This window comes from Labilibaculum sp., from assembly GCF_963664555.1.
Lineage (GTDB): Bacteria > Bacteroidota > Bacteroidia > Bacteroidales > Marinifilaceae > Labilibaculum.
In genome coordinates, this window is record NZ_OY761461.1 from 4,070,633 (window position 1) to 4,085,889 (window position 15,257).

Here is a 15,257-nt window from a genome sequence, read left to right on the forward strand (position 1 = left end):
TCATCGAAAAAAAATTCTAAAAACAAATTCAAATAGTTTCTGAATATTTCCTTCTAATTCTATCCTATATTATCTTGGAAAGTGCATCAACCAATGCTTCAACGGAAGCTGTAATGATATCAACATTAGCCCCAAAGCCATAATGTACACGTCCTTTGTGTTCTACCTGAACATGAACTTTTCCAAGATCATTACTTCCGCGGGTAAGCGCCTGAACCAGGAATTCGCCCAAGGTAAACTCTTGTTCAATTAGTTTTTTAACAGCATTAAAACAAGCATCAATCGGCCCGTTTCCTTCTGCTGTAGCAGCACAATTAACCCCTTTTATTTTCAGATGAACCGTTGCCATTGGAATGGTTGATTTACCGGAAACTACCTGCAGTAATTCCAATTCCACTGACTTCTGTAAATCATTAGTATCTCCCATTAATTCTGAAAGATCTTTCTCTGTCAAATTCTTTTTCTGATCGGCAACCACCAAGAACCGGGTATAAACATCATCTAACTGATCTTTAGATAATGTATAACCCATTTGACTTAAATGATGATTCAAGGCTGCACGTCCGCTTCTTGCGGTTAATACAATTGCCGATTCCTTAATCCCAACATCAACAGGATCGATAATTTCGTAATTCTCTCTGTTTTTTAAGAATCCATCCTGATGAATTCCTGATGAATGAGCAAATGCATTTCTTCCAACAATGGCTTTATTTGCCTGAACAGGCATGTTCATTAAAGAAGAAACCAAACGGCTGGCGGCATAAATTTCCTGACTTTTAATATCAGTGTGAAAAGGCAAGGCATGATGCGTTTTAATAGCCATCACCACCTCTTCCAATGAAGTATTTCCTGCCCGTTCACCAATTCCGTTTATGGTGACCTCTACCTGGCGGGCTCCATTAATTACGCCGCTTAAAGAGTTAGCTGTAGCCATACCCAAATCATTATGGCAATGAGTTGATAAAATAGCTTTGTGAACATTGGATACATTCTCCATCAGATACTTTATTTTAGCACCATATTCTCCGGGAAGGCAGTATCCTGTTGTATCAGGAATATTAATAACCGTAGCACCTGCTTTAATTACCGCTTCAACTACACGGGCCAAATATTCATTATCTGAACGACCGGCATCCTCGGCATAAAACTCAACATCCTCGACATAACGCTTGGCATACTTTACTGCGCGGACAGCACGGTCAAGTATCTCCTCGGGGGTTGAATTCAATTTTGATTTTATGTGATAAGGAGAAGTACCGATTCCGGTGTGAATTCTTCCTCTTTTCGCAAATTTAAGAGCCTCAGCAGCTACCTCAATATCCTTTTCAACAGCACGGGTAAGAGCACAGATAATGGGATTACTAACCGCCTTGGCTATTTCGACGACTGAATTGAAATCTCCCGGGCTTGAAACAGGAAAACCTGCTTCTATAACATCCACTCCAAGAGCCTCTAAAGTTCTGGCTACTTCAATTTTCTCAATTGTATTCAATTGACATCCCGGAACTTGTTCACCATCTCTAAGTGTGGTGTCGAAAATAAATATTTTATCACTCATTGTATTTGTGTTTTTACGTATACTGTTACTAGTTTTTGCTGCAAAAAAAAATCCCCCCTGTCTTCGGAAGAACCTTGCTTTATAACCTTACATTAGTTGGGATATTACACAGTCTTCCTTGTTGATTCTCCAATAATGAGATCAATAATCAGGTTAAAACCAATAAGAATACTGTCATAAATCATCTTACTAAAATTTTGTACTGTTTTAGAATAACAGGAGAAATCTCCCAATCCCTGACAAACCTAAAAACTTATGGCCTTTGGGAAAAACAATTATTCATTTGCAACTACGATCTTCAAACTAATTCAAATACATTTCCAGAAACACAAACCAAACATAAATCCCTATTAACCTGCAAACTAAGGCAAACTTTGTTTTCTTATTAATGGGACATCCAAGCTTGAAATAAACCTGACAGGATTTAAAAACCTGTCAGGTTTTGAATGTATTTCTAGTTATTTTCCGGTCTTAATTTACGAACGGCAGTACCCGCCTGCCACATTTCACTTTCGCGAAGTTCCTTTAATTCAGCATCCAGTTTCACACGATAATCGCTTTGACTGTTCGAATCAATAGAACGTTGTGCTTCGTTACCGGCAGCAACCTCTTTATACAATTTTTCGAAAACCGGCTTAGTCGCATCACGGAAAGGCTTCCACCAATCCAATGCTCCACGTTGTGCTGTTGTTGAAGTATTTGCATACATCCAATCCATTCCATTTTCAGCAACCAATGGCATTAAACTCTGAGTTAACTCTTCTACAGTTTCGTTAAACGCTTCAGAAGGAGAATGTCCGTTAGAACGAAGAACTTCATACTGTGCAGCAAAAATTCCTTGGATACATCCCATCAATGTGCCACGCTCACCCGTTAAATCCGAGTAAACTTCTCTTTTAAAAGTGGTCTCGAACAGGTAACCTGAACCAACACCAATTCCTAATGCCACAACACGATCGAAAGCTCTTCCTGTTGCATCCTGAAAAATCGCGTACGAAGAATTCAAACCACGTCCTTCCAAAAACATTCTTCTTAAACTGGTTCCTGATCCTTTGGGAGCAACCAAGATAACATCAACATCAGCTGGAGGTACAATATTCGTCCGCTCTTTGTAGGTGATACCAAAACCATGAGAAAAATAAAGCGCTTTTCCAGGTTTCAAATATTTCTGTACTGTTGGCCACACAGCAATCTGTCCGGCATCTGATAACAAATATTGAATAACGGTAGCTTTGTCAAGAGCTTCCTCGATTTCGAATAAAGTTTCTCCTGGAACCCAACCATCAGCGACAGCTTTATCCCAGGTTTTAGAATCTTTACGCTGACCAACGATTACGTTAAAACCGTTATCCTTTAAATTTAATGATTGACCTGGTCCCTGAACACCATATCCGATAACCGCAATGGTTTCATCTTTCATTACTTCACGTGCTTTTTCCAATGAAAATTCTTCACGTGTAACTACTTTTTCTTCAACGCCACCAAAGTTTATTGTTGCCATTTTTTCTATTTTTAGATATTAGATTTTAGATATTAGATTTTGAGAGTGAAATGTGAACGATTCTATTTTCTCACATCTCATTTCTATCATCTTACATCTATTTTTAATTTGATAATTCTTTTAAATAACTTGTAAATTCTTTTTGCTGACAGGATACAGCAACCCGACCCGAACGGGCAAACTGAAGTACACCAAATTGCTCCAATTCATTGAATAATTCCTGGTTTTCAGCCTTATATCCCACTTTTTCAATCACCAGAAAATCCGGATGAACGGTAAGAATTTTCGCATTCTGACTTCTCATTAATGCTTCCAGATTTCCATTCAAATCGGGAGAATTTGCAATTTTAAAGAGTGCCACTTCCTGATGAACAATCTCATCAGCCTCAAAAAAGAAGGCCTTAAATACCCCGATGATCTTTTCTATTTGACGAACCACATTCTCAACTTTCATTTCATCCATAAAAGCAACAATGGTATATCGGGAAACTCCTTTTACTTCCGATTCGGAAACAGTTAAGCTTTCTATGTTAATTTTTCTTCTCGAGAAAACGATGGTTACTTCATTCAACAAACCGATGTCGTTTTCAGAAAAAACTGTAATTGTATATTCTTTCATTTTATTTAGATATTAGATGTGAGAAATGAGATACGAGATAAAACTCAACAAATGGTTTATTCTCTTCACTTTTAGCCTTTAAACCTTCTCCTTTTACTTTATTACTTATTCCAATCGCATATCCGATACTGCTGCTCCAGGTGCAATCATTGGCAGTACGTTACACTCCGTCTCAACAATCACTTCTAAAAAGAAAGCGCCTGGTGTTTCCAGCATTTCTTTTATTGCTGCATCCAAATCTTCTCTTTTAGATACTCTTTTCCCTTTGATTCCGTATCCATCAACGATCTTTACAAAATCAGGATTCTCCAGCTGAGTATTTGAAAACCGCTGTTCGAAAAACAAATCCTGCCACTGACGAACCATTCCTAAAAATGAGTTGTTCAGTACAATTGTTTTAACCGGCAAGCTATACTGTTTGATTACCGCAAGTTCCTGTAAAGTCATTTGGAATCCGCCATCTCCGGAAACAGATACAACCGTCGCACCCATATCAGCTATTTGAGCTCCAATGGCTGCAGGCAAACCAAATCCCATGGTTCCCAATCCTCCTGATGTGATCTGGGTATTTGGTTTTTTAAACTCATAATACCTGGCACTTGTCATTTGGTGCTGCCCTACATCGGTACACAAAATAGCTTCTCCATTGGTCTGTTCCGATAACAATCGAATTACCTCGGCCATGTTAATGTTTTCCTTATTGGCATAAGCCTGCTTACTAATTACTTTATCAAACTCAAGCTGATAGTAATCTTTGAAAGTCTTCATCCAATCTGCCTTTTCTCCACCACTAACCAACTTATTCAGTTCGGTTAAAGCTTCTTTGGCATCTGCAAATACAGGTACATCAACTGTAATATTCTTGTTGTGTTCTGATCTGTCTATATCAATATGAATGATTTTTGCCTGTTTGGCATATTTTGCTGTATCTCCGGTTACTCTGTCGTCGAAACGCATACCCACAGCAATCAAAACATCGCATTCGTTGGTATTCATATTCGGACCATAATTTCCATGCATTCCTAACATTCCAACATATAACGGATGATCGGTAGGGAATGATGATAATCCCAATAAGGTACAAGCAACCGGAATCTGAGTTTTCTCAACAAATTCCATCAATTCTTTTTCGGCTCCCGAAAGAGAAATTCCTTGTCCGGCCAGAAGCAATGGTTTCTTAGCTCCATTGATTAATGTTGCAGCAGCTTCAATCTCCGACTGATCTAATTTTGGAACCGGCTGATAAGAACGAACTCCTTCGCACTTTTTATAGTCATAATCCGCTATAGCAATCTGAGCATCTTTTGTAATATCAATTAATACCGGACCCGGACGACCAGAACCGGCAATATAGAAGGCTTTAGCAATTACTTTAGCTATTTCATCAGCTCTTGTGATTTGATAATTCCATTTTGTTACCGGCATGGATAAGCCAACCATATTGGTTTCCTGAAAAGCATCTGTTCCCAATAAACCACTGGCAACTTGTCCCGTAATTACAACCATAGGAGTTGAATCCAGATATGCATCTGCCAATCCGGTAATTACATTTGTTGCGCCAGGTCCCGAAGTTGTAAAACACACACCTGGTTTTTTACTAATTCTCGCATAAGCCTGGGCCGAATGCATTGCTCCCTGTTCATGTCGGGACATGTACTGCTTCATTTCATTCTGATAATCGTACAAAGCATCGTAAACAGGCATAATTGCACCACCAATGTATCCAAACATGGTATCTACATTTTCCTGAATAAGCGTTCGAACCAAAATCTCGGCTCCCGATATTCTTTCAATGGTTTTACTCATTCCATTTGTATTTTTTGTTTTTGCTGCTACTTCCATTGTGTTTGTTGTTTTTAGCCAAAAATCGAAAACTTTAAGTCTTGAATTTCTTTACGTTTTTGATCCCGATTATTAATTCTTAATTAATAATTCATAATTGTCTTATTGCGCCCTTATCTGCCGAGGACACGAGTCTTGAATAAGCTTGCAGAGCTTTTGAAACCTGACGGTTACGTCCTCGAGGCACAAATGCTTCCTGACCAAATGCTTCTTCCTCTTTTCTTCTCTGTGCTAATTCCTCATCAGAAATACAGACATTAATACTTCTATTAGGGATACTGATTTCAATTTTATCACCATTCTGAATTAAAGCAATTGCGCCTCCGGCTCCTGCTTCAGGAGACACATGCCCAATTGATAATCCAGAAGTTCCACCAGAAAAACGTCCATCAGTAATCAGGGCACATTTTGCTCCCAATCCCATTGATTTTAAGTAAGAGGTTGGATACAGCATTTCCTGCATTCCGGGTCCGCCAGCTGGTCCTTCGTAACGAATCACAACAACATCACCAGCATTAATCTGTTTTGTAAGAATAGCTTCGCAAGCATCTTTTTGCGAATAATATACTTTTGCTGTACCTGTAAAATCGAAAACTGACGGATCTACTCCGGCTGTTTTTACAATGCTGCCGTTTGGAGCGATGTTTCCAAACAAAACGGCCAATCCACCATCTTGAGTGTAGGCATTTTCCATGCTTCGGATACAACCGGTTTCTCTGTCTTTATCCAGCTCTTTAAAAGCAGAATTTTGAGAGGCGAAAGTCAAGTTCCTACCCGATTGACCTGGTGCAGAATGGTATCTCTCCAATGCTTTAGCAGTCAATTTTTCAGAAAATAGGTCATTCAATTCCAAAGCTTCTTTTAAGCTGGCCGAGTCGACACGATATACATCGGTATTTAAAAGATTGCCGCGATCCAATTCTGCCAGAATACTCATGATTCCTCCCGCCCTGTTCACATCTTCGATGTAATATTTAGGTGAATTTGGAGCTACTTTGCACAAATTAGGTGTTTTACGAGACAGCTCATCCATATCTTTCATGGTGAAATCAACTTCGGCTTCATGGGCAATTGCCAACAAATGAAGCACAGTGTTTGTTGATCCTCCCATTGCAATATCCAATGTCATTGCATTTCTAAAAGCATCTATTGTAGCAATTGATCTAGGTAAAACCCGATCGTCACCCTCTTTGTAATATTTATCAGTAATATCTACTATGCATTGTGCCGCATCAATAAATAAATCTTTACGAAGTTTATGAGTAGCCAGTAATGTTCCGTTTCCAGCCAATGCCAAACCTAAAGCCTCATTCAAACAGTTCATTGAATTGGCGGTGAACATTCCTGAACAACTTCCACATGTTGGACAAGCTGATTCTTCAATCTCCTGCATGCGCTCATCGCTTACGCTATCATCACCGGCTTTTACCATGGCATCAACCAAATCAAGCTTCTCGCCTTTCGACTCACCGGCTTCCATCGGTCCGCCCGAAACAAAAACAGTTGGGATATTTAATCGCATAGCTGCCATCATCATTCCGGGAGTGATTTTATCACAGTTGGAAATACAGATCATGGCATCAACCTTGTGCGCGTTGCATACATATTCAACACTATCGGCAATTACGTCGCGTGAAGGCAGAGAGTAGAGCATTCCGTCGTGTCCCATTGCAATTCCATCGTCGATAGCTATCGTATTAAATTCAGCAGCAAAATAGCCGGCCTTTTCAATTTCCGTCTTCACCATTTGCCCTACATTTTGCAAGTGCACATGTCCCGGTACAAATTGGCTGAATGAATTCACAACCGCAATAACCGGCTTTCCGAACATGTCTTCTTTCATTCCGTTTGCCCGCCACAAGCTTCTTGCTCCTGCCATTCTTCGGCCTTGTGTCGTCTGATCACTGCGTAATTTATTTTTATACATTTTGGTTAATTCGTTAATAGTTTATTCTTGTTTGTTTCAGTTTGCGTCAAAAAAAAACGCCCTTTCGTTGGAAAGAGCGCTAATAATTTCGTTTTTCGAAAGTTATTGTCTGTGCACGTCTTCCCTGATCATCATTCTAATAATGACAATTGAAATAATAATGACGATAATGACTACCTTAAATGATAACATACAATAACCGGATCAAAAAAAAAAAGCCCCTTCGTTTTGAAGAGGCCTTAGATATTTTGTAAAATTAAATTCGTTTAATTTAAATATGCTCAGCCTCGAATCGTGTCCAGAAGGACGCGAATAATGACGCTAATAATAATTACTGAATTAAATTGCATATTCTTTTTGCTGGTTCGAACCTCTTAAAGATTCATAATTTGTTTTTAACTTTGTCAACGAACATCTACAATCTCTCTTTCGATCTGATTACGTTGACAAATCTATGCCACAAATATAAGAGGAAAAATCCCTAATTTCCAAATCTTACGATTCCCAATTGCTTTTTTCAATCTAACATCAATCTAAACAACGGATGTTACACCCTGATTATCAGCACTTGTAATTTTTACACCAATAGTGATTAAATGTAATTCTCAATTGTCAAAAAACAGACAAAATAAGCTGAAAATAATTTTATGCAAAGCTTTGCGGCCTTCCAATTCCAGCTCTATTTGACGCAAAATACCCGATCCTTCTTTCTTAATTTCCTGATGCTATTCTCAAAAAAAAGAGACTATTGAAATTTTATTTTTCAACAGCCTCCAATTTTAATCGCTTATTATTCTGTTTTTTTTTGCTATCCTTAAGTCATACTTCTGTCTTTCAAAAGTAGTCTATCTATGAAAATTTAAGGAGTAGATTTCTTCCATCTTAACCGCCCTATCGCTCTTCCAAGCCAATTTCCAATACTGCTCTGAAAAAGATTTTCAGCACTAAAATTTGTTCTGGCATTTCGAAAAAAATACTCCAATTTGTAACCAGCCAACTCTTTTTCAAGATAAAGGCGATATCTTTCTTTTTCCATATCCTTAAGTGACCGAAAGCGTTTCATTTAGTGTCTTTTTTTTACAGCGTCCTGTAATTGCATGTATAAAATCTGGAATAATAAGTCCATAACATTGGCATTCGAATCGATAAAATTCAGCTTGGTTTATTATCTTTATTTTCCTTTTTGTAAAGGAATTGATGAAAGAATTTGATCAATGGGCGCTCAATCAGGGGTTTTTTAAGAAGATAAACCAATAACAACAAAAAGAGATAAAAGAAACCTATGCCCAGGTAACCTGCAGCTTCATTTCCCAGCAAATCGCCCAACCATATGGCAGCACTAAATCCAAAAAGAAACAATGCAAGCATAAGCAATGTAAAAAACACTGCAGCAAAGGTCATGGCGACAACGAAGCGCATTAATTTTTCGAAACCAGCAAACTTATAGTATTCAAGATTAGAATCGAAATACTCAATAAGCAGCTCCTTTAATTGTGTGAACTGTTCGGCGATTTTTCCCAATATCTTTTTGTTTTAGCAAACTGAAACTTCAATAATTTGATTTCAATAACAAACAGATGTCAGAAAGAATTATGCTAATTCTTCTTCTTCCTTTTCTTTTCTTCTGAACTCTTCTAATTTTTTCTCTAAGGCCACAATTATTTCGTCCATTTTAGCACGCATCTTTTCTACACTCTTATCGAAGACTGCATCTAATTCTTCAACTTTCTCTTTTGCCTTCGCCTTCATTTTTTTTCGGGTTACCTCCCCTTTATCGGGAGCGTATAAAATCCCTAAACCAACACCTATTGCACAGCCAGCTAGCAAGCCTGCAACAATTCCTCCTGTACTTGACATAGCATCTAATTTTAAAATGAAACAATAAATAGATTATAACAATTTGATGTATAACACCTTACATAAATTTAAGGAATTTTACTACAGCAGTCAATTTTTTCATTGACCGATAAATACTTTTTTACCAGCAGATCACGCCTATCTGATCGCATACAAAAACTTAGCTATCAGAACATAGTAATGCCAATGTCATCACGACATTGGCATTACTATGTTTTTAAAAACAAATGTATTGCTGAAGATGCAATCTTTTTATTTAAATTTCATTTTAAATCATTTGTAATTTATAAAAGGCAACCGGATTGCAGGGCTTATTTTCGTCTGAAATCTATTCGCTGCACATTTTTAGCAATCTCTATTCTCTGATATATCGAATCTATAATTGTATCGTACAGCTGATCCTTTAACACAAAATCTTCAATACCATCGTCGATATTTGGATTGTCATTTACCTCAACAACATAAACTTTACCATCTATCATTTTTAAATCTACTCCATACAAACCATCTCCTATTAAAGCTGATGCTTTTAAAGCTGTCTGCACAACAATTTCAGGAACCGATTCGATGCCAACAGTTTCGGAATTACCCGACTTGTCTTCCTCCTCGCCATTCCAATTGTATATCTGCCAATGATCTTTGTACATGTAATATTTGCAGGCAAACAGCGGCGTGTTATCAATGATTCCAATTCTCCAATCAAAATCCGAGTAAAGAAACTCCTGACAAACAACCATATCCGAAATTTTAAAAAGCTTATTTATTTCAACAAGGGCTTCCGCTTTATTTTCAACCTTTATCACCCCTAATGAAAAAGCACTGTCGGGCTGTTTTAATACCAAGGGATAATTCATGTTATTCAAAACTTTCGGATCAAATAAATTCTTGGTGAAAACTTCTGTTTCAGGCGTTAACAATTTATGCTTCTTAAATATTTCATTCTGATAAATCTTATTGGAACACCTTAAAATAGACCAGGGATCATCAATAACAACCAAACCTTCGGCATAAGCTGTTCGGGAAAATTCGTAAGTATGATCATTCACACTTGTTGTTTCCCGAATAAACAAAGCATCAAATTCATTAATTTTATCGATGTCGCTTTTTGTGATAAACTCTAAGTATAATCCTCTTCGATTGGCTGCACTTTTAAATTTATGCAATGCTTTTGGACAAGAAGGTGAATTCTCTTCCTTAGGATTTACAAGTACGGCTATATCATACTTATAGTTCACCAGTTTCGTGCTGTGAAACCTTTTTTTATTGAAATACTTTTTGGCAAATTCGTACACATAATTTAAATCCTGCTCTGCCACCTTATTCAGGGTTAAAACCTGTACTTTCTTAATAATCCATTTGTCGTCGTGTTTAATAAAGTCTACTTTAAACAAAGGAGCTTCGAACAATTGATGAAGCTTTGCAGCCAACGAACTGTACCCTTTAACTCTCGATTGTCCAAAATAAATATGCAAAGAGAAAACATTCCCTTTCTCTTTATGCAATGATTTATTGATGTATTCCTCAATATCATAGGCAATAGAGTGCACCACGTTCAAAATTCGAAAATCGCGGATGGTTATGGTACTGGGGATAACACGCTGTCCGCGTGCCGAAGCCAACAAAGAAACATAATAACCATAAGTTTGGTACTTATAGCTGCTGCACAAGTTAAATATCCTAAAATCTGTATTGTTTTGATATACCGGGTTATTAATATATTCTTTAACCGTAATAATCTTCGCATTTATATCCGGGAATGTCCATTTATAAGGTTGGTTAATTACAATTATATTCGTTGTTTTGGAAGAATTAGAAACAACATTGGTTTTGAGCTCCATTTTTTCAGCCGCTTCTCCTTCACCGTAATAATCTGCTATTGTTTCCAAAGAAGTAAAGCCCCTGTTTTTATACCAATCAATTAATTTAATATTCTTAGCACTTACCTCTATCAATATTTTTTCAAAATGCTGTCGATTTGCATACTCAACTACATGTTTAAGCAGATAATCCCCAAAGCCCATACTTTGAAATTCGGGCAATATCGCGATGGAGTATATTCGCAGTGATTTACTGTATTTAAATAAAACTAAAGCTCCAACCTTAAGCTTATTTTTATTTATTGTTTCGAGGATTAAAATCTCCTGAAACTCACTCTGAATACCATGTTTGATACTCTGTTTTGTACTTCGTTGAAAAGCAGGAAAAGACTCCTCTTCTAATTTCACTAAAAAATTAAAATCATTGATGTCGGACTTTCTTATCTTAACATTCATAACACTTCTTACAGTCGTTTTATAACACTGATTAATAATGGCCTAAGCTTAAACCTTAATGTAAATACAAATCACATTTACTTATACAAATTAAATAATAAAAGTGATTGAATATTTTCAATTTCACAACTATTTTCACCTTATCTAACCCCTTAAAAAATCGTTGGATAAGCGGCACTTATTCACACCATTAAAAAAAAGGTTTACAGTGCTGACTATAAACCTTTTTACTTGTACCAAACCTATTACTTGCCTGCTATTTATTTAATGACTGCATTGGTGTCCTTCGCCATGAGTATGCTGACAACTCGAGCCACTATCACTTACCAGGCCTGCAACATACAGCTTAACCACTTCCTCGGCATTGCCCGAACAGCCTCGAACTACTTCAATTCCTGAATTGTTCAACACATTAATTGCTCCGTTGCCAATTCCTCCGGCAAGCATAACGGTTACACCCGCTTCTGCCAAAACCGATGCTATGTTCGATTTGCAGCCGCAACCCTGCGGTGATTCCATCTTTTGTACATCGACGATTTCCTTGTTTTCTGAAATTGTAAACACATTGTAAAATTCACAATGCCCAAAATGACCATCGATTTGTCTGCTGCTTGTTACTGGAACTGCTATTTTCATTTTTTTATTTTTATTGATTGATTTTACACAAAGGTATTTTATCCTTTTGTTTTATAAAATTAGCAAAACATTATTTAGAACATTGGGCTTTGATTCTCAGATTAGTTCCAAATAAGGAATAAAACCTTCCTGTTTGTTTCATTCCATAGATTCATCCTCATTCGAGTTGATTTCTGTTCTAAAACCATACAACTCTATCCCTTTGCTCCATCTCCATTACAGAAACTTCATCACTACTACGGATAGATCCGCCACTGCTTTTATCCATCGTTATTTGGCCTCTAAGTTGTTCTTATTATGCCTTTCACTTAACATGATAAAACAGCTTCCCAAGTTCCTTATCTGAGCCTAAATAGAAGTCATGCCACCTGTACCGTAACGAAGTGGAGATCATGACCGAAGGGAATAACCCGCCTGCCGTACAACCAATAAACAGGCTCCCGTTGTACTCTTCATCGCATAACATACTTTGCGACTTTTGACAGAATATTGCCACTTCCCGATACCTCATCAGTGGTTCACTTTCGTTCATCTCTTCTATTAACACCTGCTATGCTCATGGCACAGATTCTCCTAAACGCTCAGCACCATGGCTCTTTACCTCAGCACCTTTAGGTGGTTGATGCCCCTTCCTGTAAAACAACATCGGTGGGTCAAGCTTACAAAGGCTTTCCACCATCTCAAATAAAGCATGCAGTACTATTTTATGACGATGTACTGCTTCTTGGCACACTAAGTTTCGTGGGCGATTAAAACAGTTGTCTTATCAAACCGCCAAGTAAGCAAGCCACGATAAATTTGTTTATATTTTGAGCAAGACAAGTTTAATTGGCTTGCTGGTGTTTATTAATTGAACTAAACTTTCAAATGGCTCGCCAACGCCCATGACAATTTAGCTTTTGTTAGCCGCTAAGTATTATTCATAATATTCAATTTTTCTAGTTTCAATGAAAATCGGAATTATCTTATTTAATTCTAAATTTTCTTTAACAAAAACCTCACTTTTTATCCAATTCCCTTTATTGTCGAATTTATATTCATATTTCATTTCTCTATTAGGAACTTCATTTACAAAAAAACGGACTAAAGTCTTATTGTAAAACTTATCGAAGGTTGTCTCTTTTTGGATTTGACCTGATTGAAATTCTGATATTTTTAGTAGTCTATTTTCCTTGTCATATTCATAAGTGGATTTCGTATCAGCATAGTCTGATTTGAAAGATGATTCGACAATGTTTCCTTCTTGATTATATTTAAATTCATCGAAATATTCATAAGTAACTGAATCAACTTTTTGAATCTGTTTTTTGAAGATAATATTCTTAAAGTTATCATATTTATATTCTAAGCGGTTTATTGTAGTATCAGCGTTTTCAATGCTTATTGCTTTAATTAAATTCCCGTTTTTATCGTATTTGAAGAAAGCATCAAATTTTATCGAATCGTTAAAAATAGCATGAGTAGAAACCTGCTTTTTCATAATTGTATCAAAAACAACCTTTTCTTCTGTTTTCATTAGCATAACAAAATTTTCCGAAATTGATTCAATCCGAAATCCGTTCCTGTCAAAAGTGTTCTTTGTGCACTGTTGCAGCTTTCCAAAATTATTAAAATGCTCTTGATAAGAAATATTTCCAGTCTCGGTAAATTCTTTTTTGAATTCAATAACTGGTTTCTCAGTTTTACCTGTTTCTAAATCAGTCACATTTGCTTTGTACTGTGTGATTTTCTTTACGTTACCAATCAAGTTTTCTCGTTCCCAAGCATTTTCAAAATCCTTATATTTTGGTTTGTAGTCAATAGTATTGCAACTAACTATAAGTAAAAGGAGTAATGTTTTAATTATCTGTTTCTTCATGTTTGTAGTGTCTTTCTGACCTGGTGGCTAACCGGTCTTGTTAAAATTTGAGGGCGATTTTAGAACCACCGCCTTATCAAAACCGCCCAGCGTTTATTGTTTTTGTTACATTATCAAGTTGAGCGTCAACGCCCTTTAATTTTAACTATTGTTAACAACAGTTTAGTATTCTATTTCTCCAAAGTGCACAAATTCTGCAGAATACATTTTATTTTCATATTGTAGCTTCACTTTAAAATCATTTTCTCCTTCCATAAAGTTTCTATGAATTTTAAGAATGTAACTTGATTGGTTTACTTCTATTGAGGTTATTTCATCATTGTAACCATCATCATTTCTTAATTCGAAAAATTGATATGTATTGTCCCAACGCGCTTTTCCAGAAAGTTCATTTGGCATTAAATTTACCAATCCAAAATAATTTCTTTCGTCATCTTTTAATATTATAGGTTGGTCAACAGGGCATCCTAAAAGTTCTCCGTCATAATCAATACCCATTCCAAAAAATTGCGTTTTAAAAATCTTAATTTTTTTGTCATTAGGCCAATACGTTTTTCCTTCTAAAAGTTTAAATACTTGCCTGCCATTAACAATACCTGTTAATTCTCCGATTTTAATTTTCACCAACCAGTATGAATTGCAGAAATCGTCTTGATCAACAAACAAACTGTCAGAAACAGCAAGAACTTGAATAATTTTCTCAGAATACTCGCTAATATCTTTGATAGACTCTAAGTTATCACTTAGTAAATTAATTTGTTCTCCAATTAGTACAGCCTTAGCGTCAAGTTTGTTGAATTTTAATTGTTGCGCTTGGGCATTTGCACAATTAACTATTGTTGAAAGATAAAGCAATATAACTATTGAAGCTTTAAAAGATATTTTCATGTATAATTGGTTTCGTTCGAATTAATTGTTGTTAACAAGTGGCTAAGACGCTATGCGTCTTACATCACTTATCTGTTGTCTTGTGTAAGTTGTTGTTATTGTGTCTTCTATCCCTCAAAATCAGACATTATAAACTTTCTATTTTTGCAAGAGATCTTTCGCTTCTTCAATCGCAAATCCCAATTGTTTTACTTGAATCATGCAAAACGATTCCCTTGTTCCAAATAATTAAGTGTTAAAGATAAACTTAATAATAGTACTATGTCCCTATTTCTTTTTAAAATTAAGAGGGAAAAAT

The 15,257-nt window shown here is 36.4% G+C and carries 12 protein-coding genes; all 12 read right to left on the reverse strand.

The features are described 5' to 3' along the window. Positions 1-64: 64 nt before the first annotated feature. Complete coding sequence (locus tag ACKU4N_RS16020) at positions 65-1,558, reverse strand: 2-isopropylmalate synthase (RefSeq protein ID WP_321318053.1); 1,494 nt, start codon at positions 1,556-1,558, stop codon at positions 65-67. 454 nt (positions 1,559-2,012) lie between these two features. After that, positions 2,013-3,059 (reverse strand): ketol-acid reductoisomerase, encoded by a 1,047-nt coding sequence (gene ilvC, locus ACKU4N_RS16025; RefSeq protein ID WP_321318055.1) that lies wholly within the window; start codon positions 3,057-3,059, stop codon positions 2,013-2,015. 103 nt (positions 3,060-3,162) lie between these two features. Beyond that, entirely contained in the window at positions 3,163-3,678 is a 516-nt protein-coding gene (gene ilvN, locus ACKU4N_RS16030; RefSeq protein ID WP_321318057.1) for an acetolactate synthase small subunit, read from the reverse strand. A gap of 105 nt (positions 3,679-3,783) precedes the next feature. Further along, positions 3,784-5,520 (reverse strand): biosynthetic-type acetolactate synthase large subunit, encoded by a 1,737-nt coding sequence (gene ilvB / locus ACKU4N_RS16035; RefSeq protein WP_321318059.1) that lies wholly within the window; start codon positions 5,518-5,520, stop codon positions 3,784-3,786. A gap of 91 nt (positions 5,521-5,611) precedes the next feature. After that, on the reverse strand, positions 5,612-7,447 hold the full coding sequence (gene ilvD, locus ACKU4N_RS16040; protein WP_321318061.1) for a dihydroxy-acid dehydratase: 1,836 nt from the start codon (positions 7,445-7,447) through the stop codon (positions 5,612-5,614). A gap of 859 nt (positions 7,448-8,306) precedes the next feature. After that, entirely contained in the window at positions 8,307-8,510 is a 204-nt protein-coding gene (locus tag ACKU4N_RS16045) for a hypothetical protein (protein ID WP_321318063.1), read from the reverse strand. A gap of 89 nt (positions 8,511-8,599) precedes the next feature. Continuing rightward, positions 8,600-8,968 carry a hypothetical protein gene (locus ACKU4N_RS16050; RefSeq protein ID WP_321318065.1) on the reverse strand — a complete coding sequence of 123 codons (369 nt, stop codon included), beginning with the start codon at positions 8,966-8,968 and terminating at the stop codon, positions 8,600-8,602. 69 nt (positions 8,969-9,037) lie between these two features. Then, complete coding sequence (locus ACKU4N_RS16055) at positions 9,038-9,304, reverse strand: YtxH domain-containing protein (RefSeq protein WP_321318067.1); 267 nt, start codon at positions 9,302-9,304, stop codon at positions 9,038-9,040. 311 nt (positions 9,305-9,615) lie between these two features. Next, on the reverse strand, positions 9,616-11,577 hold the full coding sequence (locus ACKU4N_RS16060) for a GNAT family N-acetyltransferase (RefSeq protein ID WP_321318069.1): 1,962 nt from the start codon (positions 11,575-11,577) through the stop codon (positions 9,616-9,618). Positions 11,578-11,841: 264 nt separating this feature from the next. Then, complete coding sequence (locus ACKU4N_RS16065) at positions 11,842-12,213, reverse strand: NifB/NifX family molybdenum-iron cluster-binding protein (protein WP_321318072.1); 372 nt, start codon at positions 12,211-12,213, stop codon at positions 11,842-11,844. Between the two features lie 916 nt (positions 12,214-13,129). Then, positions 13,130-14,071 (reverse strand): hypothetical protein, encoded by a 942-nt coding sequence (locus ACKU4N_RS16070; protein WP_321318074.1) that lies wholly within the window; start codon positions 14,069-14,071, stop codon positions 13,130-13,132. A 162-nt stretch (positions 14,072-14,233) separates the two neighbouring features. Then, positions 14,234-14,959: a hypothetical protein gene (locus tag ACKU4N_RS16075; protein WP_321318076.1), complete on the reverse strand. Its 726-nt coding sequence runs from the start codon at positions 14,957-14,959 to the stop codon at positions 14,234-14,236. Positions 14,960-15,257 lie beyond the last annotated feature (298 nt).